Annotated in this window: 21 protein-coding genes; 14 read left to right on the forward strand and 7 right to left on the reverse strand. The window is 64.5% G+C overall.

The annotated features are described in order from the left end of the window. Positions 1-345: 345 nt before the first annotated feature. The 3 genes from ACJ7C5_RS00110 to ACJ7C5_RS00120 all read right to left on the reverse strand — a co-directional run bounded on the left by ACJ7C5_RS00110 (position 346) and on the right by ACJ7C5_RS00120 (position 1785). Complete coding sequence (locus ACJ7C5_RS00110; RefSeq protein ID WP_412702720.1) at positions 346-843, reverse strand: hypothetical protein; 498 nt, start codon at positions 841-843, stop codon at positions 346-348. Continuing rightward, positions 777-1022, reverse strand: a complete 246-nt coding sequence (locus ACJ7C5_RS00115; protein ID WP_412703036.1) for a hypothetical protein — start codon at positions 1020-1022, stop codon at positions 777-779. The genes ACJ7C5_RS00110 and ACJ7C5_RS00115 overlap by 67 nt, the downstream gene beginning before the upstream one ends. A gap of 550 nt (positions 1023-1572) precedes the next feature. After that, positions 1573-1785, reverse strand: a complete 213-nt coding sequence (locus tag ACJ7C5_RS00120) for a hypothetical protein (RefSeq protein WP_005409921.1) — start codon at positions 1783-1785, stop codon at positions 1573-1575. Positions 1786-2229: 444 nt separating this feature from the next. Here ACJ7C5_RS00120 and ACJ7C5_RS00125 point away from each other — a divergent pair, with 444 nt between their 5' ends. Next, positions 2230-2637 carry a hypothetical protein gene (locus ACJ7C5_RS00125; protein ID WP_412702721.1) on the forward strand — a complete coding sequence of 136 codons (408 nt, stop codon included), beginning with the start codon at positions 2230-2232 and terminating at the stop codon, positions 2635-2637. A gap of 58 nt (positions 2638-2695) precedes the next feature. Here ACJ7C5_RS00125 and ACJ7C5_RS00130 read toward each other — a convergent pair whose 3' ends face one another. Then, on the reverse strand, positions 2696-3073 hold the full coding sequence (locus tag ACJ7C5_RS00130; protein WP_412702722.1) for a hypothetical protein: 378 nt from the start codon (positions 3071-3073) through the stop codon (positions 2696-2698). Between the two features lie 52 nt (positions 3074-3125). Continuing rightward, complete coding sequence (locus ACJ7C5_RS00135) at positions 3126-7883, reverse strand: RHS repeat-associated core domain-containing protein (protein ID WP_412702723.1); 4758 nt, start codon at positions 7881-7883, stop codon at positions 3126-3128. 356 nt (positions 7884-8239) lie between these two features. Between ACJ7C5_RS00135 and ACJ7C5_RS00140 the strand changes: the two genes are divergently transcribed. Then, positions 8240-9061 (forward strand): alpha/beta fold hydrolase, encoded by an 822-nt coding sequence (locus ACJ7C5_RS00140; protein WP_412702724.1) that lies wholly within the window; start codon positions 8240-8242, stop codon positions 9059-9061. 35 nt (positions 9062-9096) lie between these two features. Here ACJ7C5_RS00140 and ACJ7C5_RS00145 read toward each other — a convergent pair whose 3' ends face one another. Further along, on the reverse strand, positions 9097-9963 hold the full coding sequence (locus ACJ7C5_RS00145; protein WP_412702725.1) for an AraC family transcriptional regulator: 867 nt from the start codon (positions 9961-9963) through the stop codon (positions 9097-9099). Between the two features lie 94 nt (positions 9964-10057). On the opposite strand from ACJ7C5_RS00145, the gene ACJ7C5_RS00150 reads away from it, so the two are divergent. The 8 genes from ACJ7C5_RS00150 to ACJ7C5_RS00185 all read left to right on the forward strand — a co-directional run bounded on the left by ACJ7C5_RS00150 (position 10058) and on the right by ACJ7C5_RS00185 (position 17012). Beyond that, positions 10058-11932, forward strand: a complete 1875-nt coding sequence (locus tag ACJ7C5_RS00150; RefSeq protein ID WP_412702726.1) for an FUSC family protein — start codon at positions 10058-10060, stop codon at positions 11930-11932. A 4-nt stretch (positions 11933-11936) separates the two neighbouring features. Continuing rightward, positions 11937-12146: a DUF1656 domain-containing protein gene (locus ACJ7C5_RS00155; protein WP_088026219.1), complete on the forward strand. Its 210-nt coding sequence runs from the start codon at positions 11937-11939 to the stop codon at positions 12144-12146. A 1-nt stretch (position 12147) separates the two neighbouring features. Next, a complete protein-coding gene (locus ACJ7C5_RS00160) occupies positions 12148-13032 on the forward strand; it encodes an HlyD family secretion protein (protein WP_285318675.1) in 885 nt (294 codons plus the stop codon). 11 nt (positions 13033-13043) lie between these two features. Next, the gene (locus tag ACJ7C5_RS00165) at positions 13044-14462 is read left to right on the forward strand and encodes an efflux transporter outer membrane subunit (protein ID WP_412703029.1); all 1419 of its coding nucleotides are present in this window, start codon (positions 13044-13046) and stop codon (positions 14460-14462) included. A gap of 204 nt (positions 14463-14666) precedes the next feature. Further along, positions 14667-15248 (forward strand): hypothetical protein, encoded by a 582-nt coding sequence (locus ACJ7C5_RS00170; RefSeq protein WP_412702727.1) that lies wholly within the window; start codon positions 14667-14669, stop codon positions 15246-15248. 84 nt (positions 15249-15332) lie between these two features. Continuing rightward, entirely contained in the window at positions 15333-15860 is a 528-nt protein-coding gene (locus ACJ7C5_RS00175; RefSeq protein WP_412702728.1) for a hypothetical protein, read from the forward strand. Further along, positions 15857-16537 (forward strand): hypothetical protein, encoded by a 681-nt coding sequence (locus tag ACJ7C5_RS00180; protein ID WP_412702729.1) that lies wholly within the window; start codon positions 15857-15859, stop codon positions 16535-16537. The genes ACJ7C5_RS00175 and ACJ7C5_RS00180 overlap by 4 nt, the downstream gene beginning before the upstream one ends. An 82-nt stretch (positions 16538-16619) precedes the next feature. Continuing rightward, the gene (locus ACJ7C5_RS00185; RefSeq protein ID WP_088026224.1) at positions 16620-17012 is read left to right on the forward strand and encodes a diacylglycerol kinase; all 393 of its coding nucleotides are present in this window, start codon (positions 16620-16622) and stop codon (positions 17010-17012) included. A 50-nt stretch (positions 17013-17062) separates the two neighbouring features. On the opposite strand, the gene ACJ7C5_RS00190 is transcribed toward ACJ7C5_RS00185, so the two are convergent. Then, positions 17063-17983: a M14 family metallopeptidase gene (locus tag ACJ7C5_RS00190; protein ID WP_006371858.1), complete on the reverse strand. Its 921-nt coding sequence runs from the start codon at positions 17981-17983 to the stop codon at positions 17063-17065. 145 nt (positions 17984-18128) lie between these two features. On the opposite strand from ACJ7C5_RS00190, the gene ACJ7C5_RS00195 reads away from it, so the two are divergent. From ACJ7C5_RS00195 to ACJ7C5_RS00210, 4 genes are read left to right on the forward strand one after another with little or no spacing between them, the layout of a single operon-like run. Next, complete coding sequence (locus ACJ7C5_RS00195) at positions 18129-18782, forward strand: DUF3348 family protein (protein WP_412702730.1); 654 nt, start codon at positions 18129-18131, stop codon at positions 18780-18782. 10 nt (positions 18783-18792) lie between these two features. Further along, complete coding sequence (locus ACJ7C5_RS00200) at positions 18793-21057, forward strand: DUF802 domain-containing protein (protein WP_412702731.1); 2265 nt, start codon at positions 18793-18795, stop codon at positions 21055-21057. Next, on the forward strand, positions 21054-21692 hold the full coding sequence (locus ACJ7C5_RS00205) for an OmpA family protein (protein ID WP_006449800.1): 639 nt from the start codon (positions 21054-21056) through the stop codon (positions 21690-21692). Before ACJ7C5_RS00200 ends, ACJ7C5_RS00205 begins: the two co-directional genes overlap by 4 nt. Beyond that, positions 21610-22050, forward strand: coding sequence for a DUF2894 domain-containing protein (locus tag ACJ7C5_RS00210; protein WP_412702732.1), 441 nt, complete (start codon positions 21610-21612; stop codon positions 22048-22050). Before ACJ7C5_RS00205 ends, ACJ7C5_RS00210 begins: the two co-directional genes overlap by 83 nt. Positions 22051-22098 lie beyond the last annotated feature (48 nt).

Raw genomic sequence — 22098 nt, forward strand, 5'->3', positions numbered from 1 at the left:
AAGCGCCGCGCCCAGCCTCCATCCGCAAGGACTACTGTGAATAATCGACTTCTTTAGTGACATTTCCACTTCGGTCGTACCATCGCCACACACCGACCTTATGCCCCTCCTTAAATTGTCCACGCATACGAACATACCCATCATCTGCGGCGACAAATGGTCCATCAGCAATCTCGCACCCCTTCGAAGCACCCGCCTTTCCCCACGGCTCAATCTTCAGTCGAGCGGGTTCAGCACATTCTATCCGCTCATCGTCGAGCGAATTCGTCGTCCCGCCCTGCTTCTGATCCGCACATGCCGAAGAAAGCAACGTCAGCAGGACGCATGTCATGTATCTCTTCATACCTACCTCAGCCCAGGAACCTTCGAATTCAGCAATCGCTTGTTCTGCTCTGCCTGTAGCTCGACCGTACTAGCATTCCAAAGTGTTTTGGCTACAAATGATTGGCAATGGTTGGCTGGCCCCCACCTACCAAGCGCTCTCCCTATCTGAAGCTGGGAATTGACTCTTGCTTCGTCGACATTTTTAACCACTTTGCATGATGCTCCAGGCTCACTGCTACGACCGACATGGTTGGTCACCTGCACGGGATCGCCCGGCATGTCTCCACTGTCGTTGCCCGGTACGTTCCCACGAGTGCCACCCATGCCCGCCTCAACCGTATCCGTACGAATCCATTGGTGATCAATTGGATTGTTGGATACTCCAAAGGCTGGCTGGCTACATACAAGTACTTCCAAGCCCTGAGGGTCAGTCCAACTCATCGGATTTCCCCTCACATAGCCAAAGGTACTTGGGCCCGCTGCGAGCCCAATCGGATCACTCTGCGAATACAGCCCCACTGCAGGGACGTATTCCGCTGATAGTTGTAGAACAACCCACTCGCATCCGTCGCCTGCTGGCCCGGGAAGCGCAACGCAAGCTCGAACGCCACACCATCCCCATCCGGATCGGCACTCGGAATCTGGTTGCCGAACACTTCGCTCTTGTTGCTCCAATCCCAGATCGCGACATCACGCACCAGGTCGCTGCAGGTAAACGATCTGCTGCCAGAGCGTGGTATTCCCTGCTGCGTTGGGGCTGCGCCCAGCGAGACAATTCGCTACCTTCCGCTGCCCCAGGAGCTGCCGCCGACCAATCGAGCCGTCTGAACAGACCACGTCTCCAGAATATGCTGCGCTCCCGGTTCACCACCATTCTTCAGTACAGAATGAATCGCATCTAATCTATTTTGAATAGCATTGGACATTGGCAACTTCAAAAGCCTCTCACGCATTCCACGGAAAAAACTCTATCCACTTCCGCACCTGCAATCCTCTGACCTAGAGATATGTGCAGGTAGGGAAAATCATCATATGTGGGAATTACGAAGGTCCATAAGTAGATAGCAGACGGTGCAGGAGCTATCGCATACCCAGAGATCACATCTCGCGTATACAAGGCAATCAAGAAATTTCCAACGGCCCGCATTCCGCTTTTCTCGGCGTCCTTTTTCAAACACCGCAGATCAAACGCTCTCATGCTATGCCACGGACCTTCCTGGAGGGCTGAGGAGCTCCCTGTTTCATGTCTCACACATTGAGAATCCGCCGGATCACCGGAGAGTCGATCAGCAGGTTCTCGCCGAGCGCTTTCGCAAGATCCTGCAACTCGGCAGACCATCCCTCAACCTGCGGAAGCGCCACCCTGGTGAACAAGGTCCTCTTCCCATCTGCCCCCACCCGAAAAACAACCAATTCCTTTGCATCTTCATCAACACAGACGAGATGGTCATACGTATTCATTGTCAATTGTTCCATGTATTCAATGGCGGAATAGGGCTTCCACTAAGACACGCAGCATATCTCTGCGTCGCCGACGCATGACAGACCGCACCAGCTCTTGCGCCACGCACCCTGGTGATTCCATTGCAGGTATCCGTGTCAGTCCGTAGCAGGGCCTCACAATTTTCTCCCTCCTCGTCCGAACACATCGCCTGACCGGCGATATTGCCCAGAAACCCGCCGACCACCGAACCTGCGGCACCGCCGAGAGCACTCCCGCCAGCCGCGCCGCCGATGGCGCAGACTGCTGCCCCTGGGCCTGATGGACTGCAAGCCGCCGCGCCGCTGATGCCTCCCACAGCGCCTCCTCCGTAGTAGCCCGCCGCACCGCCGCAAACCGCACCTCCAGCGATGTAGGCCGCGACACACGCTCTCTTCTTTGCCAGCCCCTTCGGATCGGTAGCAATGGTTGGATTCGAATCCACATACCGGCACATTGATCAGCGCCACCGGGTAGTTATCCAGCCAGGTGGCCTGCTGCTGCACCTGACCCGTGGCCGAGTAGTTGCCCAGCCACTGCCCTGCTTCGCCGTACAGCGTGATCTGAGCCGCGCCACCGGCCGGGGTGCGCAGCACGCGCTCGCCGCGGTGATTGTAACCCTAGCTTTCCAGAACGGTACTGCGCTGCTTCACCGAGTTCATGCCGTTGGCATCGTTGTAGGTGAACGTGTCGCTGCCAGTGCCGGTGGCCAGGTCTTCAAGGACTACCTCTTATCGCTGCAAACCGAAACCGGCCTGGAGCAGGACTGGAGGCGTTGCGCGCCAGCACTGAATCCACAGATTGATTCGCTTGCCGGAGACGGATCAGGATGAAATACCCGATTTTCCAAACGACGCCAGACCCCCTTTCATTAACCAGCTGAGCGCAATGCTATTTCTTCGTATTCGCACCCGCCTTTCGGTTTAAAAGCAAGAAGGACACAGCACTTGAAATTGCACCCCAAACCGGCGTCATTAAAACAGCACTTATAATTCCGAACGATACTAACACCCGCCACATGAAATCTGCATTGAACGAAGAAAATCTTTCACGTTCAACAAAAATTACTATCGCCTGAGCAAAAACTCCAGCCGCCATGCCAACCGCCCCTCCCCAGGCCGCGCACTTCCAAAAACTCTCCTTCCCATAGGGCCTGAGCAATACACCAAATAGAACCAGGCCTGCCAGATACAGCCAAGGAAACAACCTATCATTATCAAACTGATACATATCCCATAGAGGCTCCGGAATTCCAACATACATCACCATCGAGATGACCAGTGAAATCCCAGAATAGAGTAAATTCCGCCCACCCATTGAATCACCTCTTTGGAGAATAGACCCTGACCTTAACTCCGGGAAGCTTTGACAAAGACTTACCCAATGTTGCAGGCGTAAATTTAACACCAAGACTCTTAAATGGTCCAACTCCATTGATTGCGGAGGATGTTTGGATGGCGCAAAGCCCTCCGGTCGCTGCCCCCAGCTGCTCGGCATAGTCTTGAATCTGAAGCTCGCTATATTCAGTCGTATCAAAGCTGAGCGTGTATACCGTTGACCCTTCGGCCAAATGATGATTCACGAAGCTCGTGAGATTGGCGTCAACACCTGAAAATATGTCGCCGGTTCCGCGCGTGGGCGCATTCGGGTTGGCGCCTGGATAGCCTCCGGCCGGATCATACAAAACTCCCTCCCCATCCTTGCCATCGACACGCACGGCAGCATGGGTGCCTATGCCCAATTTTGAAGTGACAATAACTGTTGTCTTCAAACCATATGGATCACCATTACCCGACGGATTCCCATGCGCGTAAAGAAAAGCGGATATTCCACCCTTCAATCCAATAGGATCACTCTGCGAGTACCGCCCCACCGCCGGGTCGTACTCGCGCTGATAGTTGTAGAACAACCCACTCGCATCCGTGGCCTGCTGGCCCGGGAAGCGCAGCGCCAGCTCGAACACCACACCATCGCCATCCGGGTCAGCACTCGGAATCTGGTTGCCGAATACCTCGCTCTTGTTGCTCCACTCCCAGATTGCAACATTCCGCACCGGATCGATCACCACGCGCGGCGTACCCAGATGATCTGGTTGGACGTAGGCCAGCTCCGGCACGCCGGTAGCCGGCACATTGATCAGCGCCACCGGGTAGTTATCCAGCCAGATGGCCTGCTGCTGCGCCTGGCCCGTGGCCGAGTAGTTGCCCAGCCACTGCCCTACCTCGTCATACAGGGTGATCTGCGCTGCGCCACCGGCCGGGGTGCGCAACACGCGCTCGCCACGATGGTTGTAGGCGTAGCTTTCCAGCACCGCATTGCCCTGCTTCACCGCATTCATGCGGTTGGCGTCGTTGTAGGTGAACGTCTTGCTGCCGATGCTGGTGGTATTGCCCGCTGCGTCATGGGTGCGCGCTTCGCCATCCACCGCGGTCAGGCGATGGCTGGTTGCGGGATAGGTGTAGCTGGCAGTGCCCGCCGAAGTGGTCAGCGCGGTGCGATTGCCGGTGGCGTCGTAGGCATAGGTTTCAATCGGCGTGCCGGTCGCGCCGTCTTGGGTCTGGGTCAGGCGGCCCAGCGTGTCGTAGGCGTACTTGGCCAGCACCGTCGAACCGGCGCCGTTCTTCAGCTCGGTGATCGAACCGACCGGGTCGTAGCCGTAGCCCAGCGACAGACCGCCCGCAGCCGGGTCGTGCACCGCCTGCGGGCGATAGTCCAAGTCCAGCGGACGCTGCAGCTGGCGGCCATTGCCGTAGGTCCAGCCTGTCGCCGGACCGAAGGCTGCGTAGGTCACGTTGTTCACCACGATCTGGCGCGCCTGGCCGGGCCGGGTCAGGCCGATCTGGCTGATGCGGCCCTGGATATCACGCACGTAGTCGGCCACGCTGCCGTCGGGGTAGGTCAACGCAGTCAGACGGCCCGACTTGCTGTAGGCGTAGCGCAGCGTGCTGGCGACACCATTGATCGTCTGCACTTTACGGGTGACCTGGCCGAAGCGGTCGTGGCAGTACTGGGTGCGGCCATTGGCATGCAGCACCTGGCCCACGCGCCCCTTGGCAAAGCGCTCGTCGGCGGTACACGCGGCAGGCGCCACGTCGTAGCTGTAGCCCACGTCCAGATTGGGGTCCGGGTAGGCAATGCCGATCAGGCGGTTGAGCGCATCGTAGTGATAGGTGGCGGTGACGCCGCGTGCATCGGTGGCCGTCTTGCGGTTGCCGGCGGCGTCCACGGTGAAGCTGCTGGCGCCACTGTCCGGGCTGACCTGCCCGCTCAGGTCACCGAACCCGTTGTAGGCATAGGTCGTATGCAGGCCTTTCGGGTCGGTGACCTGGGTGACCTGGTCCAGCGCGTTGTACTGGCTGCGGATCTCCGCCGCCACGCCGCCGACGTCCTGCAGAGTCTGGGCCAGGCGGTTCAGCGGGTCGTACTGCTGGCTGGTCACACGCTGCAGGGCGTCGGTCACGGTCTGCGGGTTGCCGTTGGCATCGTAGGCAAAGCCGGTAGCGTGATTGCCTGCGTCCTTCAGTGCGGTCAGCTGGCCGAGCGTGTTGAACGTCCGTGCCAAGGTGCGACGTAGCGTGCCGCCTGCATCGAGCGTGTCTTCCTTGAGGCGATTGCCGGCGTTGTCCAGCGCATAGTGAATGGTGTTGCCTGCGTTGTCCTCGATGTCGGTCAAGCGCAGGGCAGCATCGTAGACGTAGGAAACGCTGCTGCCATCCGGCTCGGTGATCTTCTGCACCTGGCCCGTCGGCCAATAGCTCAGCTGGGTGACCCGATTCTCGGCCGTGCTGGCACCGCGTACGGTGATCGAGGTCGGCCAGCCGCGGGCATGGTAGGTGTAATCGGTCACCACGCCGTTGGCATCCTTGACCGACAACGGCCGCCCGAACGCGTCGTAGGCCAAGGTCTCGACCGTCTGATCCAGCGCATTGGTCACGCTGCGCAAGTCGCCCTTGCGGAAGCCACATGCACCATTGGTCGCGCACCCTGCGTCATCGGCCAGATAGTAGGCATAGGTAACAGTATCGACCACATCCGTGCGCGGGCCATCCACGCTCTTCAGCAGCCCTTCCACCGGGCAGCTGCCCGCCGCCGCCACATCAGCGGCTTCGCAGTACGTGTAGCTGGTGATGCGCGTCTGGCCGGATGCGGTGTCGGTCACCGTGTTGGCCGTCGGCTGGCGTCGGGCATTGAAGGACGTGCGGGTTTCACGATTGCCGATCCGGGTGGTCAGTACCGCATTGGTTTCGACGTCACGCGCGGTGGTCACCACCCGCTGCTCGGGCAGGCCGACCGCTTCGGTCACGGTATGGATGCTGATGGCACGACCGCTCGCCGCATCAGTGCCCTGCGCATAGGTGTGCTTGGTCTGGACGCCGCGGCGATCAGTGTAGGTATCCAGACGCCGGCGGAAGTCGACACTCTGGTCGTAGTAGGTTCGGCTGACGGTTCCCTGCGAATCCGTCAGGCCGGTCACCTTGCGCGACGGAGCGCTATCGCCGCCGGGTGTCAGGGTGTAGTCGGTCTGCCGCCCAAGCGCGTCGGTCACGACCGCACCTCCATTGGGGCTATAGGCCAGCGTCACGCCATCGGCACCGCCGGCGTGCTGACTGGAAATGACACGACCGTCGGAATCATAGGTAAAAGTGCTGTAACGACGCCCGTCCTCCGCCGTGATGCCGGTCAGATGCTGGGGGAAAGCTTGGTTCTCGTAGTGATACGTGCGCACACCGCCACCCGCATAGGTCACCGTGGCAACCTGGTTCTGCGGCGTGTAGGTATAGGTGGCGAGCGCAATGCCTTCGACCAGTACCGAACTGATCAGCGCCTCATAGTCGTTGGACTGGTAGACGAACTCCAGCGTGCGGCCACTGCTGTGGGTGACGGCCGCAAGGCGGTCGCTGTCATCGTAGATATAGGTCAGCGACGTGGCATCCGGGAAGCGCTTGGCGGTCAGACGCCCGTCCGCGCCGAAGGTCGAGATGGAACCCGCCGAATACAGCGTCCAGTTACCGTTCTGGACGAGACGATCACCACTGTCGTCGTCCGCCTCATAGGCTTGGCCGATCTTCTTGAATGCACGCTGGAAACCGGTGCTTTCAATGATGCCCACACTGTCAACGCCATCCAGTGCCAGATGGGCGCCCAGCGAATGGGTCCAGCCATAGCCGAAGCCACCGGAGGACGTGGAGATGCCAGAGTGGTAGAAACGCGTCAGCGCGATCCAGCCAAGATCGAAGTCCGGCGCAATCTCATACTTCTCGCCCGTTTTGACGTCACACGGATTGCCGACATTGCCGTCGCAGGTACCGCCGTTGGAGGCCGGGTCCTTGTCGGGAAGCGGACTCATGTTCGTAGCTGTATCGTTACGGGACATGGGGCAGCTGCCGTTGCCGCCATCCTTGTCGCACTTCTGCGACTTCGAGGTAATGGTCGCAACGAACTCCTCGTTCACGCAGGCGTTGTGTGTGTTGGACCACTGCGTAAGAGGAACAGGGCAATCAAGCCGGCGTTTGCGGCCGAAGGCCATCTGGCTCACGTAGGGAGCGCAGGGCGATTCGGCCGTATTCTCCCCGATCATATCGGTGATTTGATAGAACCTGGACTCGACCACGCCTTCCATTTCGGGCACGCCGGAGAACCAGTCACCCTGTGGTGTAACAGCAGCACCTGGACACACGGGGTTACTTGCCTGGACGTCCGCGAGATAACTCGCGACCATCGCCTCTTCGCTCGAAAACTCCGCTGTACTCAGATAGGTCCAGTCTGGATCGGAGGGTTGTGCCTTCCCCATCCAGTAAGTGATCGACGTGTTTCCGTTCAAGTCCACGACTTTCGACTTGATCTTGTCGACAGACTGCCAACCGAACTGGAACTCCGGCGGGAACGGACTCGGTGCGGGCAGGCTCTTGATCGCCTGCACCGCCTGCTGCTGGGTCTTGTACTGCGTCGAATTGCCACCGGGCTGCGAAATGCGCCAGGTGATCTTGCTTTCCTGCGCCTGTACAACAGCCGGCGCGACGCAGCCAATGGCAACAATCGCCAGCACGGTACGCGAGAGGGTCTTCAGTCGTTCCAACATCCCTGTTCTCCTTCCTGGACGAACACAGCGCCGGCGGGAACGAGAACGCGAAGGTGTTCCCCGCGTCATGCTTCGGATCGTCCCTGGTCCGGAATGCGGCAGTGCCACATGCCGTGTTTATCGTTGAGGACGCTTACACATTCAAGTATGGAGTCGAGTAACCGATCACAGATTCAAACATCCAGCGCCATTCAGCGGGCTGCGCCCTGTTCCCATGACTTTCTGCACAGAGAATCAGTGTTGTACATCACTACATTACCAGCACGACCTGTCGCGAGGTCGGCAGGCTATGGCGCTCCGCTGCAGACCTGACCCATCGGAAGGGCTGGCACGCGGCACGGCCCAGGGGAATGGCAATGAAGAGCAGCCGAGTGACGTTGTGCGTGCTGGCCGCGGTGATGGCCGCAGCAGGCACCGTCCACGCCGGGGAAATCCAGGTGGATCGGGGCGCTTATGCACTGCAGGCCGAAGAGACGGGAGCCGGCCCGATCACCGTGGTCTTTGAATCCGGTTTCGGGCAGGGCGCGGGCGCCTGGAAGGAGGTGGTTGCCGGTCTGGGGCGCGACTACCACAGCATCACCTACGCCCGTGCAGGACTCGGCAAGTCCGGCAGCGATGGGCACCTCAAGCGCATCGATGCGCATCTGGCCGACCTCACGGCCGTGATCGATACGCTCGCTCCCGGTCGCCGCGTTGTGCTAGTGGGTCATTCCTATGGCGGCCTGCTGGCCACGGAGTTTGCACGCCGCCATCCGGAGCGCCTGCAGGGCCTGGTACTGGTGGACCCGGCCACGATGGGGCAGCGCCATGCGTTCAGGCAGGCCGACAGTGCACGCGTGCAGGCAGATGATGCCCAGCTGCGGGCAATGCTGCCGCCAGCCATGGCCGCCGACTACGCCGTGCTGACCGAACAACTGGATGCACCCGGTGCGCAGACCCCGCGCACGATGCCGGATGTGCCGGTGGCGTTGCTGACTGCAACGAAGCTGGCTGCCGAACCGCTGTTCTTCGAAGAAACCGCAGCGGGCAAGGCACTCTGGAAGGCACAGCACGCCCTGCTCTTCTCGGGATTCACGCGCGGCTTGCACCGCTACCTGGCGACCGGCCACACCCTCCAGCGCGAGGATCCTGCTGCGGTGGTGGCCGCGATTCAATCAGTCTCCGACACCTTGAAGTAGCCATTCCAGGCAACGGCTTTCCGGGTTATTCCCTGCTACTGCCCACGCAGGCGCACCGCAAAGTACCGCGTCGGGGAAAGACCAAGCGCCTTCTTGAACATCGTGATGAAAGCCGTCACTGACTCATAGCCCAGCGTCTCGGAAACGCGTTGTACCGGTGCACCACCGGCGAGTTCACGAATGGCGATGAGCAGATGCAGCTGCTGCCGCCAACGTCCGAAGGACAAGCCCGTTTCCCGTTCGATAAGCCGGGTCAACGTGCGCTCGCCCAGGGCCAGGCGCATGGCCCACTGGCTGATGGTGCTGCGGTCTGCCGGATCAGCCGACAGCGCCGCAGCCAACGCCCGCACCTTCGGGTGATTGCTGACCGGCAGCGAGAGGTGCTCGGCCGGCATCTGCACCAGTTCGTCCAGCAGCACCCGCGCCAGCCGATCGATGTGGCTGCCATGCGGGTAGTCCAGCGGCGCGTCGGCAAGGTGCAGGATCATCTCGCGCAGCATCGGGGAGATCGCCAGCGTCACGCACTGCGCTGGCAGTTCGACGATGCCAGGCTCGACGAACAGGTAGCACAGGCGCGCGTTGGCGGTGGCGCGATTGCTGTGCGGCATGCCGCCCGGAATCCAGACGCCACACTGGGGCGGCACGATCCACAACGCATTGGCCACTTCGCAGGTCACCGCCCCATGCAACGCGAGAATGAGCTGGCCCTTGCGGTGCTCATGTACGGGAATTTCTGCGTCGTGCTCGGCCACCTGGAGGCGGCTGGCGACCGCCGGGCGATCGGTCTCGTCCGGGTCCAGGTCAAAGCCAGGGAGCGAAATGCGAGCCATTCTCACATTGACCGATTTTAGCGATTGGTTGTCATTGTAGCGAAATTCGCCATGCCGGCCGATCACTAGCATGAGCCGCATGCACTCCCCCAGCCCACTCCGCCCCCATGTGCTCCAGGCATTTGCCCGGTTGAAATGCCCCGCCCTCAGGACCGACCAGGAGGCGGTGCTGTTCTCGCTCAAATGCCTGCTCGCCGCATCGCTTGGGCTGTATGTCTCTCTACGGATCGGCTTGAACCGCCCGTTCTGGGTGATCGGCACGGTCTATCTGGTGTCGCAGCCACTGTCCGGCGCAACGCTCAGCCGAGGTCTGTTCCGCCTGCTCGGTACCGTAGGCGGGGCCATCGCCACCGTCGCGCTGGTGCCACGCTTCGCCAATGCGCCCCTGGTGCTGAGCGCCGCGCTCGCCACGTGGATGGCGCTGTGCCTGTACCTGGCGATGCTCGACCGCACGCCACGTGCGTACGCGTTCCTGCTGGCCGGCTATACCACCAGCCTGATCGGATTTCCTGCGGTGATGGTGCCGGAAGACGTGTTCACCATTGCCATCACGCGGGTGCAGGAAATCTCCATCGGCATCCTCGCCGCCACGCTCGTACATGGGTTGGTGCTGCCGCGCCGGGTCTCGATGCGCGTGCACGCGCGGGTTGCTGCCATACTGGATGATGCGGAACGATGGACACGCGACATGCGCGCCGGTGCATCGGACACGGTGCTGGCGTCGGACCGCTCGAAAGTAGCAGCCGACCTGCTCGAGCTGCATGTACTGTCGATCCACCTGCCCTTCGACAGCGCCCACGGCGTGGCCCAGGTGCAGATCCTGCGTGCCCTGCATGACCGGATGCTGGGCGTACTGATGCTGTCCAGCGCGGTGGAAGATTCCATCGCCCGGCTGCATTCACCGCAGGCCCGCGCAACGGATGCAACGGGCTGGCGCGAGCTGATGCAGGCCAGCCTCGCCGCGCAATGGGCCGAACTCAACCTCGCCCACGCCGACTGCCGCGTGCTGCAGGAACAATTGCACACTGCCCGCCCCGACTGGCGCCTGCAGGTACCTGACCGTCTTGCGCGGAATGGGCAGGGCGCCGTGATTCACCGGGATCACAGGATCGCCGCGCGCAGCGCGCTGGGGGCGTTCGTGGGCATCCTGCTGAGCTGCGTGCTGTGGATCATTACGGGCTGGTCGGAGGGCGCCACGGCGGTGTCCATCATCGGCACTGCATGCGTCCTGTTCGGCACCCTCGAAGCGCCGGCACCGCATGTCATGCGCTATCTGCTGGGATCGTGCATCGGCGTTGCCGTCGGCCTGCTCTACGGTCTGCTGATCTTCCCCGCGCTGTCCGATTTCGTCGGCCTGATTGCCGCGCTCGCGCCGGTGCTGCTGCTGTGCGGATCGTTCCTGGCCCGGCCGCCCTTCATCATGGCCGCCCTGGGCGTGGTACTGACCTTCCCGCTCATCGCAGGCCTGGGCGCGACCAGTACTGTCAACATCGTCGGCGCACTCAACAACAGCGTTGCGTTGTTCGTCGGTACGGCAATGGCACTGTGCAGCATGCAGCTGTTCCAGACCGCCGATGCGGGCCGCAACCGCGCACGGCTGGAGCGCTCGATCCGTCGGGACATCGCACGACACGCCGCCGGACAAAGTGATGTGACCCGCGCCTGGCTCAGCCGCATGCTGGATCGAATCGGGCTGCTCGCTCCCAGGTTGCAGGGCCGTTCCAGCGCAGCACACGACCTGCGAGCCTTGTTTGCGGACGTTCGTGCGGCACGTGCATCCAGCCAACTCCGCGCACTGGACACGCGTCTGGACAACCCGCATGTTCGGGCGCTTCATGCGACGCTGATCGAACGCGTCGCCGCACATTTCAGAGCTCGCACCCACTCGCCACGCAGTGTCGACGCCCATCTTCTGGAACTGCTGGACCGCATGCGCGAGGCAGCGGCGGCCAGCAGCGGGGCTGATCGGGAGCATCTGTCGCACCTGCTCTGCGGGTTGCGCCGCGACCTGCTGGCATCCCCGCTCACCCACCGGCACTGACCGCATGCTCTCTGATCTTTCCATTGATGGCGTGCTCATTCCCGGCCTGCTCGCCGTGGCCGCCGCCGCGCTGGCGCTGTCGGTGCTGACCTCACGTCTGCTCGCCAGCCTCGGTCTGTACCGGTTGTTCGCCGCACGGCCACTGGTGGGCCTGTCCCTGTTCGTGATCCTGGCGGAGCTGATGATCCGGCTCTCGCCCCTGCTCGAGAAATGAAATGAAACACCTGCTTGCTGTCATCGGGCGCTGGAGCGCAACGCTGGGCGTGTGTGCGCTTGCCGCCATTGCCGCGCTCTCCATCTGGAATCGTTACGAAATGCGCCCGTGGACGCGGGATGGGCGGGTGCGCGCCGATGTGGTGCGCGTTGCATCGGACATGGGGGGGCTGGTGACCCAGGTTCTGGTGCACGACAACCAGCGGGTCAGCGCCGGACAGCTGCTGCTGGTGCTGGATCAACCGCGCTTCGCTGCCGCGCTTGAGAAGGCCGATGCAGCGGTCAGCAGTGCACGCGCGACGCTGGCGCTGGCCCGCCGCGAATCGACGCGGGACAACGCACTTGGCAACCTGGTCGCCTCGGAAACACGCGAACGCAATGCCGCCAAGGTCGATACCGAGCTGGCCGCGCTGGCGCAGGCACGGGCCGAACAGCGCGTCGCCCAGCTCAATGTGCAACGCACCGAGGTGCGCGCGACCACCGATGGCATCATCACCAACCTGGACCTGCACGCGGGCGACTACCTGCAACCCGGTGCGCAGGCGCTGGCGCTGATCGACACCCGCAGCCTGCGAATCGAGGGCTACTTCGAGGAAACCAAACTGGCCTGCATCACCGAGGGTGATGCCGCCGTGGCCCGACTGATGGGCGACGACCGCGACGTCCGCGGACACGTGGACACCATCGCCGCCGGCATTGCCGACGATCAGCGCTCAAGCACCCACAACCTGCTGCCCGCCGTGGCGCCGACCTATACCTGGGTCAGGCTGGCACAGCGCATCCCGGTGCGCATCCATATCGATGATGCTCCGCCGGATACGCGCCTGATCGTGGGTCGCACTGCAAATGTGACCATCACGCCCTCGGCACAGGGAGCCTGCAAGTGAGCTTGCGAACAGTGCGTGGCGGGCTGCTTACCCTGCTGCTGCCCATGACGGCCTGCGTATCCGGCCCCGACTATCACCTGCCGGCGAGCGCTGTCGCAGCCTCCCCACGGGCGGCGCGGGCGTTCGTCCTGGGCCAGGAGGCATCGTTCAGCCACGACGCGCCACCGGATCGATGGTGGCAACTATATGGCGACCCCCAGCTTGACGCCTACGTACGCGAAGCACTGGCGGCCAATACCGACCTGCGCGCCGCTGATGCCAACCTTCGGCGCGCCAGCGCAACCGTGCTGGAGTATCGCGCGCGCGGCGCCGTGCAGGCCGAAGTGGATGCATCGGGCACGCTCACCCATGCCGGTGGTTACACCCAGGCATCCGCGCCGCAGTCGTATGCGCTGGGCCTTCACCTCTCCTATGCGCTGGATCTTGCAGGTCGCATCCGCCGCGGCATTGAAGCGGCCAACGCGAACGCGGAGGCCGTCGCTGCGGCACGGGACCAGGTCCGCGTGGTCGTCGCTGCTGCCGTCACCCGTGCCTATCTCCAGGTGTGCACCAGCAATCACACGCTCACTGCAACCCGGCAGGTGCTGGCGATACAGCACGCCACGCTGGAGGCAACCCGTCGCCTGGCTGCAGGCGGGCGCGGAACGGACTTCGATGTCAGCCGTGCCGGTGCCGCCGTCAACCGCAGCGCGGCGGGGATACCGCACCTGCTGGCCGAACGCCAGGCCGCACTGTTCGAACTGGCCGCATTGATGGGCAGGCTCCCGGCAGATTATCCCAGGGAGGCCGAAGCGTGCCCGCAGCCCCCTGAGCTGGAGCAGGCGCTGCCGGTCGGTGACGGCTGGCAGCTGCTCCAGCGGCGCCCTGACATACGCGCAGCCGAACGCAGCCTGGCCGCCGCAACTGCAATGATCGGCGCCGAGACCGCGAGCCTCTATCCGCAGATCACCCTGGGCGCTTCTTCGGGCGTGGCCGGCACACCGGCGCATCTGCTGTCGGCTGACGGCTTCGGTGCGAGCATCGGCCCCGTGCTGTCATGGCACTGGCCCAACCGCCGCGTGGCCAAGGCCCGCATCGCTGCGGCCAGTGCCAATGCAGATACTACCCTCGCGTCCTTTGACGGCGTCGTGCTGCAGGCACTGCGCCAGACCGAGACAGCACTTTCTGCCTGCACACAGGAGCTCGAACGCGAGCGCAGCCTGGCGCAGGCGCGGGGGGACGCAGCGCGGGCCGCCGGGCAGGCACAGCAACTCTACCGTTTCGGCAGGATCGATTTTCTCGATGTGCTTTCGGCCCAGGCCGCGCTGGCAGATGCGGAGTCCGCGTTGGCCACCTCGCGCGCGCAGCGCATTGACCGCCAGATGGATCTTTTCCTGTCCCTGGGGGGTGGCTGGACCGCGAGCAGTCCAGCCGAGGGTGTGGCGCGCTGAGTCAGTGTTCGTGGCGGCGATCTCCACAACCGGAACGAGCCAATCCTGCGCCGCGCGCCCGCGCATCATCCACGCAGACCTTCTCCAACCCAACGTCAAACCGGCCTGTTGCGGTGCCCGCCATCCGTGCTAGCGTGCGCCGTCAAACTCTCCATGAGGTGCAGGATGCGCAATGGAATGGGATGTGGCCTGGTCATGGCCTGCATGGCCCTCGCGACGGCGGCGGCGACCGCATCACCGGCTGCAACGCCCGGTGATCGCAGCCAGGACTTCGTGCAGACACGGGCCATCGAGGCGCGCTGCCAGAAGACCCTGCCCGGCCTGGAACTGCAGTTGCGGGAGAGCCGCCAGCACTGGCTGTCGACGCTCGACGCTGCGCAGCGGCAGGCGGCCGAGGCCTATGCCGGCAGCAAGGAAGGCAAGGCGCTGGAAAAAGGCGTGGAACGGGATGCCTCCCGGGCCTTCGGTCGCAACCCCCTGTCCGCGGCAGCGACCTGCGTTGGCCTGCTCGCCGAATATGGCCCGGCTCATCCGCTGCCTGCCGGTACGGCAATGCCGGCCGACCGGGTGCAGCACTACATGCTGCACTTCGCGCCGATGGCGCTGGCCCGGCTGCAGTGCGCACGCCTGGAGGGCATCGACGTGGCAGCCCAGCCCGATGGTTCGGAAACCTGGCAGTACCGGGCCTGCGGCCGGACCGAATCCGTGCGCATGGCCCCGCTCGGACAGAGCTGGTCGATGAGCGATGCGGACCGCAATCGCCTGTTCGACGCGCTGACCCGATAGGTCGGATTGCACGCAAGGACGATGTATCCACCCGCCTACGGACGGTGATGCGCCAGCGCCGCCTCCCATCCTCAAGAGCCCATGATGCTCAACGCACGTGCACGCTTCGCCGCCCTCGCCCTTTTGCTCCCGGCGTGGCTGCCGGCCTACGCCGCGAAGAACGCCCCCGCCGACGTCAAGGCCATCGAACAGGTGGTCGAATCGTTCCGCACTTCGCTGATCAACAAGGACAAACCGACCTACATGGGCCTGTTCTTCTCGGACAAACCGGAAGACATCGGCTGGCAGTACGTTTCCGAGGATGTGCGCCTGCAGGACATCCGCAAGGCCAAGCCCGATGCGATCAAGGCGCGGCGGATTCCCGCCAACAACTTCATCGCACTGATCGACGGGGCAGTGGCTTCGCCGAAGCCGAAGGAGGAGACATTCTCCAACACGAAGATCGAGACGGATGGCGATGTGGCCTCGGTGTCGTTTGACTACAGCTTCCACGACGACGGAGTGAAGACCAACTGGGGCAAGGAGATGTGGCAACTGATCCGCACCGAACAGGGCTGGAAGATCTTCTCGGTGATCTACTCGATCCGCGATTCACGCAGCCCGGCCGAATGAGTGATCTGTCAGACTGGTGCCCACCGTCCGTCCACGCCAGCCAGACCCCGATGACCCGGATTGCCGACCTCAACGCCGACCAGCTCGCCCACCACGCGCTCAACATCTTCATCGCCCAGGGCCGCCATGTGGAAGGCGCTCGCGTGATCTACCGGGCGTTGCAACTGGACCCGCATCATCCCGGTGCGCTGCGTTGCCTGAGCGATTTCCTGGCCCACGAAGGCACCGAACCGTTCGCAGCGGCCACGCTGGAACACGCCCTGTCCGGTGCCGTTCCACTGAATGACGATGCGCGCCGGATGCTGGATGACCTGCGTTTCCTCGACATCTGGTCCTGGGGATTTTCGCGGCATGTCTCCGGCGAAGCCAACCTCAGCGGCGAAGCGTTCAAGCAGCGCGAGGACTTCGTCTTCGATGGCCCGGCCTATGCGGCCTTCCTCAATACGGTCACCGAGCCGGCCGGTTCGTTGCAGGGCGCCTTCCAGGCGGCCATCCGCATCTGCGGGCTGATGTCCGGCCTGCTGCGTCATGCGGAGAAGGACAATCCGGCGTTCGATGACGTGCTGCGATCCTCCGCCTTCGTCGAGACCGAGGCGTACCCGGCATGGCTGGCCTCGCCGACGGATGAGCTGGATGCCCTCGACCAGGCCATCCAGGCGCAGCGCCAGGCCGGCTGAAGGAAAATCCAACGGACGTCCGACGCTTTCCCGACGCCCGCCTGCACATCCTGTCGTGAGGTCAATTCATGGCAGGACCGGCATGCAGCCACCTCACCCCAGGGACAGCGGCAAGTACCCGCACGGCAAGACCGGGCTTGCCCGCATCTTCCATACGCTGATCCATTCGCGCGATGGCTTCATCGCCACCTTCCGTGGCGAAGCGGCATTCCGGCAGTTGTTGCTGCTGCATGCGCTGCTGATCGCCACCGCGTTCCTGCTGGACATCAGCCGGGTCGAACGTGCTGTGGTGCTGGCGGTCTGCTTCATCAGCCTGCTGGTGGAGCTGCTCAACTCGGCCATCGAAGCGGTGGTCGATCGCATCTCGCTTGACCACCATCCACTGTCCAAGAACGCCAAGGACATGGGCAGTGCCGCACAGACCACCGCACTGCTGATGGTCGGCACCGTGTGGGGGGTGATCCTGCTGGGCTAGCTCACGCCCGAGCCGCCGGGCATGACCCGGCGCGCCCCTGGGCGGAGGTATTACTGCGTGGCCAGGGCGAAATCCAGACCCGCGCACACCGCCGCCACCTGGGCGTCGTTGCATTCCTGCGGGTTGGTGCGCGGGCTGTCCGGGTAGACCTCGGTGGTGGTGGCAAAGCGCGCGTCGGTGAAGCCGGCGCAGGCGCCGATCGAGCGCGATTCGCCCCAGACCACGCCCGGCGACTGCAGCGGCAGGCCGACCAGGTTGCCTTCGGCGTCGGCCGGGGCGATGTGGGTGACCGGGGCGACGGCGGTGATCAACGCCTTCTGGAACTCGGCCTGCGGGTCTTCGCTGTTGCCGATCACGTAGAAGCCATCCGGAATGGTGTCGCGCTCGAACGGCTTGCCGTCGCGGGCGCAGCGTGCCGGATCGAACTCGTGCAGGTCGCTGTCGGTGGTCTCGTGCAGGTCCAGGTGCACCAGCAGGTTCGGCTTGCGCTCGGCCACCCAGCGCATCAGCGCGGCGGCTTCCTCGATCTGGCCGCCGTCACGGAAGCTGCGGTTCGGGTCGATGGCATCCGGGTTCCAGCGCTGGATGCGCTCGTAGCCCCACGGGCTGACGCACGGCGCCACGATCAGGTTCAACCGGCCCAGGTAACGCTCGGCCTGCTGTTCCAGGAACTGCAGGGCGCCATGCACGCCGCTGGTCTCGTAGCCATGCACGCCGCCGGTGATCAGTGCGGTCGGCAGCGCCGGGTTCCAGTCGTGGTTGACCACGGCGAACAGCGGGTAATGGTCCGGCGCGTAGTCGAGCTGGCCGTATTGGATCACGTCGAAGCTGTCGTCCAGGCGTTCAAGCGCGGCCACCACGTCGTCGTGGTAGCTGCGCTGGCGCTGCTGGCGGGCCCGCCACTGTGCGCGTTCCGCGTCGCCCCAGGGCTGTCCGGGGGTGCCGATCGGGTAGAACTGCGCAACAGTCATTGGGTACTCCAAGGGTCGAACGGATGGGTGCAGCCGGACATTCTAAGCCCTGTCGCGCCTGCGGGTGCCCTCCCCCCGGCCCCGCCTTCATCCAGGCCGGGTCATCTGGTTGTAAAATCAACGGTTTTTGGCCCCTCACCTCTTGATGGCGAAAGCAGCGCAGCCGGTCCTGGGTGGACCGGAATTCCTCCGCCTGCTCGCCCGTCTCAGCGACGGCGCGATGCCGGCCAGCAGTCCCGCCCTGACCGATCGCCTCGGCCAGTGGGTGGACTGGAGCCGTGCCGTGGCCCTGTCCGGGGCGCTCGGCGGACGCCTGCCCGAGCCGGGTGAGGCCGCCGAAGCGGCCGGGGATGTGCTGGACGACTGCGCCCAGGCCCATGCCAGCCTGCGGGCCTCGATCAGCGAGGATGCCGAGGCCGAGCGCCTGCTGGACCTGGCCGAAGCCGCCGCCACCCCCAACTTCGCCTCGCTGCGCCAGCGCTACCGGGTGCTGCAGCAGGCCATCCAGACCGCCACCGGGCGACTGCGCGGCCGCCTGCGCGACCAGTTGGTACAGGTTTCACCCGAACTGGCACGGCTGGCCGAGGTCGATGCGGTGATGGAACAGACCCTCACCCCGCGCGAGCACAGCCTGCTGGCCACTGCGCCGGCGGTGCTCGGCGCCCGTTTTGAACGCGTGCACGGCCAGCCCGGCTGGCGCGCGGCCTTCCGCCATGACATGCGCACCCTGCTGCTTGCCGAGCTGCAGCTGCGCTTCCACCCGATCGAAGGGCTGCAAGACGCCCTGCGCTCCCACTGACCGGAACACCATGTCCAGAACTGCTTTCCATGTCGTTGTTTTCCTTGTCGGCCTGCTGGCCGTGTGCTGGATCGGCATTGGCTACGTTTCGGTGCATCCGCTGGGTGCTGCGGTGGCGGCGATCATCGCGGCCTGCTACATCGCCGGTGGCGTGGAGCTGTATCGCTACCGCCAGGCCAGCAACGGCCTGCGCACTGCGCTGAGCGACCTGTCGAGCGCGAAGGAAAGCCTTGCCCCCTGGCTGGAGCGCGTGCCGATGGGCCTGCGCAACGCCGTACGCCTGCGCGTGGAAGGCGAGCGCACCGCCCTGCCCGCGCCGGTGCTGACCCCGTACCTGGTCGGCCTGCTGGTGCTGTTGGGCATGCTCGGCACCCTGCTGGGCATGATGGATACCCTGCGCGGCACCGGCCTTGCGCTGCAGAGCGCGACCGACATGGCCGCCATCCGTGGCTCGTTGGCCTCGCCCGTGCAGGGCCTGGCGGTGGCGTTCGGCACCTCGATCGCCGGTGTTGCCAGTTCGGCCATGCTCGGCCTGCTGGCGGCGCTGCTGCGCCGTGACCGCCTGCAGGCCGTACAGCAGCTGGACCGTGCGATAGCCGGTGACCTGCACCCGTACTCACAGGCCTGGCAGCGCGCCGAATCGCTGCGACTGCTGCAGGCACAGTCCGCCGCGCTGCCGGCGCTGGTCGACCGCCTGCAGGCGATGACCAGCACCTTCGAACAGCACAGTGCGGCCGCCAATGAGCGCCTGCTGGCCGGCCAGTCCGAGTTCCTGACCCAGAGCCAGGCGATGCAGGAACGCCTGGCGGTCTCGCTGCAGCAGTCGCTGCGCGAAGGCGCCGAGGCCAGTGCCGCCGCCATCGGTGGCGCGCTGCAGCCGATGGCCGAAACCACGCTGGCCGGCCTGGCCCACCATGGTGAGGCGCTGCATGCCCGTGTCGAGCAGGCGGTGCAGCAGCAGTTGTCTGGCCTGAGCGACGGTTTCGAGCGCAGCCGCGTCGCCACCGAAGCCAGCTGGGCCAAGGTGGTGAACGAGCAGACCCAGGCACAACAGGCGCTGGTGAGTGACCTGCGCCAGCACCTGCAGGCCTTCAGCGATGGCCAGGGCACGCAGGCCGAAGCGCTGGTCGCGCGCATCGGCGAGCGCCTGCAGGCCGATGCCAGCGGCAATGCCGAGGCCTGGCGCGCCGCCGCCGAACAGCAGCAGGCATTGAATACCGCGCTGGTCGAACGCCAGCAGCAGGCGTTGCTGGCCGCCAGCGAGCATCTGGACGCGCGTGCGCAGGCGCTGCTGCAGGCACTGGAACAGCACCACAGCGCCAGCCAGGCGCTGCTGCAGGATCACGAACTGCAGCGTTCGCAGGATTGGCAGGCCGCGCAGGCCGCCGCCGCGACCGCGCACGCCGAACTGCAGGCCAGCCTGGACAGCCGCGAGCAGCAGCGCCAGGCGCGCTGGGATGCGGTCAGTGCCGAACTGCAGCAGGCCCACGCCGCGCTGCAGGCCCAGCTGCAGGCCGGCGACGAACAGCGCCTGCAGCGCTGGAGCGATGCCCTGCAGCATGTTTCCACCGATCTGGCCGAGCGCCTGCAGGCCAACGGCGAACGCCTGGCCACCCAGCAGCAGCAGGTCTGCCACACGCTGGCGGCCACCGCGCAGCAGATCGGCGAGAACGGTCGCGCCCAGGCCAGCGCCACGCTGGCGGAAGTGTCCACCCTGCTGCAGACCGCCGCCGCTGCGCCGAAGGCCGCCGCCGACGTCATCAACGAGCTGCGCAGCACGCTATCCGAGAGCCTGGTGCGCGACAACGCGATGCTGGAAGAGCGCGGCCGCCTGCTGGCCACCGTGCAGACCCTGCTGGATGCGATCAACCATGCTTCGCACGAGCAGCGCACCGCGGTCGACGCGCTGGTCGGCGGTTCGGCCGAGCTGCTGGAACGCGTCGGCAACCGCTTCACCGACCATATCGCCGCCGAGACCGGCAAGCTGGATGGCATTGCTGCGACGCTCAGCGGCAGCGCGGGCGACGTTGGCCAGCTGGCCAGCACCTTCGGTTCCGCTGTCGAGCAGTTCGGTACGGCCTCGGCCGAGCTGTCCGGCCGTCTGGAACAGATCGGCGGCGCACTGGATGCCTCGCTGGCCCGCAGCGACGAGCAGCTGGCCTACTACGTGGCGCAGGCGCGCGAGGTGGTCGACCTCAGCCTGCTGTCGCAGAAGCAGGTGATGGAAGAACTGCAGCAGCTGGCCACGCGCCGCGGCAAGGCCGGCAGCGCATGAGCGACGAGCTGGAGGTCGACGGCGGTTCGCACGCCCCGATCTGGGCCGCCTTTGGCGACCTGATGTCGGTGCTGCTGGGCGCGTTCGTGCTGATACTGGTCGGTGTGGTCGCCGTGCAGCTGGAGCTGTCGCAGCGGCTGGACCAGGAAGTGAAGCAGCGCCAGGCCGAAGCCAAGCGCCTGCAGACCCTGGAACAGGCGCTGGCTGGCCCGTTGGCCGCCGGTCGCGTGACCCTGGTCGATGGACGCATCGGCATCAGTGGCAGCGTGCTGTTCGCGCTGAACTCCGACCAGCTGCAGCCGGAAGGCCAGGAGCTGCTGCGCAGCCTGGCCGCACCGCTGGCCGCCTACCTGGGCAGCCGCGAAGAAATCCTGATGGTCAGCGGCTTCACCGATGACGCGCCGGTGCGCGAAGGCAACCGCCGTTTCGCCGACAACTGGGAGTTGTCGGCGCAGCGGTCGCTGACCGTGACCCGCACCCTGATCGCCGATGGCGTACCGGCCGACGCGGTGTTCGCCGCCGCGTTCGGCAGCGAGCAGCCGGTCAGCTCCAATGCCAGCGAAGACGGCCGCGCGCGCAACCGGCGCGTGGAAATCGCGCCGATTCCCAAGCCCAAGGCCCCGGATGCCAAGTAAGCCGCCCGCACTGGAAGGCCTGCGCGCACTGGTGCGCGACCTCGATGCGGGGTCGCGCTCGCTGCCGCATTACCCGCAGGTACCGATGCTGCAGCAGGTGCAGCGCGAGTGGTCGGAGCTGCGCAGCGAGCTGCAGGTACGCCGTTCGCTGCGCACCGAAGCCCCGGCCGACGGCGGCCCGCTGAACTCGGCGGTGCTGGTGCAGCGCATGCTGGACACCATGCAGACAACCAGCCCCGGTTACCTGCGCCACTTCATCGACTACGTGGACACCCTGTCCTGGTTGCAGGCGCTGCAGGATGGCGCCTCCAGCGGTGGTGATACCGCGAAGCCGAAGCGCACGCGCAAGCCGCGCTGAACACCGAATGGTGGTGCCGGCCGCTGGCCGGCAATTGATTGATAGCCG

This window comes from Nocardiopsis yanglingensis, assembly GCF_045809185.1.
GTDB classification, from domain to species: domain Bacteria; phylum Pseudomonadota; class Gammaproteobacteria; order Xanthomonadales; family Xanthomonadaceae; genus Stenotrophomonas; species Stenotrophomonas yanglingensis.

Coding starts and splice junctions, on each gene's coding strand:
- ACJ7C5_RS00140 (WP_412702724.1), top strand. CDS start 8,240: ATGAAGAGCAGCCGAGTGACGTTGTGCGTGCTGGCCGCGGTGATGGCC.
- ACJ7C5_RS00120 (WP_005409921.1), bottom strand. CDS start 1,785: ATGAATACGTATGACCATCTCGTCTGTGTTGATGAAGATGCAAAGGAA.
- ACJ7C5_RS00145 (WP_412702725.1), bottom strand. CDS start 9,963: ATGCTAGTGATCGGCCGGCATGGCGAATTTCGCTACAATGACAACCAA.
- ACJ7C5_RS00160 (WP_285318675.1), top strand. CDS start 12,148: ATGAAACACCTGCTTGCTGTCATCGGGCGCTGGAGCGCAACGCTGGGC.
- ACJ7C5_RS00195 (WP_412702730.1), top strand. CDS start 18,129: ATGGCGAAAGCAGCGCAGCCGGTCCTGGGTGGACCGGAATTCCTCCGC.
- ACJ7C5_RS00180 (WP_412702729.1), top strand. CDS start 15,857: ATGAGTGATCTGTCAGACTGGTGCCCACCGTCCGTCCACGCCAGCCAG.
- ACJ7C5_RS00130 (WP_412702722.1), bottom strand. CDS start 3,073: ATGGTGATGTATGTTGGAATTCCGGAGCCTCTATGGGATATGTATCAG.
- ACJ7C5_RS00170 (WP_412702727.1), top strand. CDS start 14,667: ATGGCCCTCGCGACGGCGGCGGCGACCGCATCACCGGCTGCAACGCCC.
- ACJ7C5_RS00185 (WP_088026224.1), top strand. CDS start 16,620: ATGCAGCCACCTCACCCCAGGGACAGCGGCAAGTACCCGCACGGCAAG.
- ACJ7C5_RS00200 (WP_412702731.1), top strand. CDS start 18,793: ATGTCCAGAACTGCTTTCCATGTCGTTGTTTTCCTTGTCGGCCTGCTG.
- ACJ7C5_RS00125 (WP_412702721.1), top strand. CDS start 2,230: ATGGTTGGATTCGAATCCACATACCGGCACATTGATCAGCGCCACCGG.
- ACJ7C5_RS00190 (WP_006371858.1), bottom strand. CDS start 17,983: ATGACTGTTGCGCAGTTCTACCCGATCGGCACCCCCGGACAGCCCTGG.
- ACJ7C5_RS00210 (WP_412702732.1), top strand. CDS start 21,610: ATGCCAGCGAAGACGGCCGCGCGCGCAACCGGCGCGTGGAAATCGCGC.
- ACJ7C5_RS00205 (WP_006449800.1), top strand. CDS start 21,054: ATGAGCGACGAGCTGGAGGTCGACGGCGGTTCGCACGCCCCGATCTGG.
- ACJ7C5_RS00155 (WP_088026219.1), top strand. CDS start 11,937: ATGCTCTCTGATCTTTCCATTGATGGCGTGCTCATTCCCGGCCTGCTC.
- ACJ7C5_RS00135 (WP_412702723.1), bottom strand. CDS start 7,883: ATGTTGGAACGACTGAAGACCCTCTCGCGTACCGTGCTGGCGATTGTT.
- ACJ7C5_RS00175 (WP_412702728.1), top strand. CDS start 15,333: ATGCTCAACGCACGTGCACGCTTCGCCGCCCTCGCCCTTTTGCTCCCG.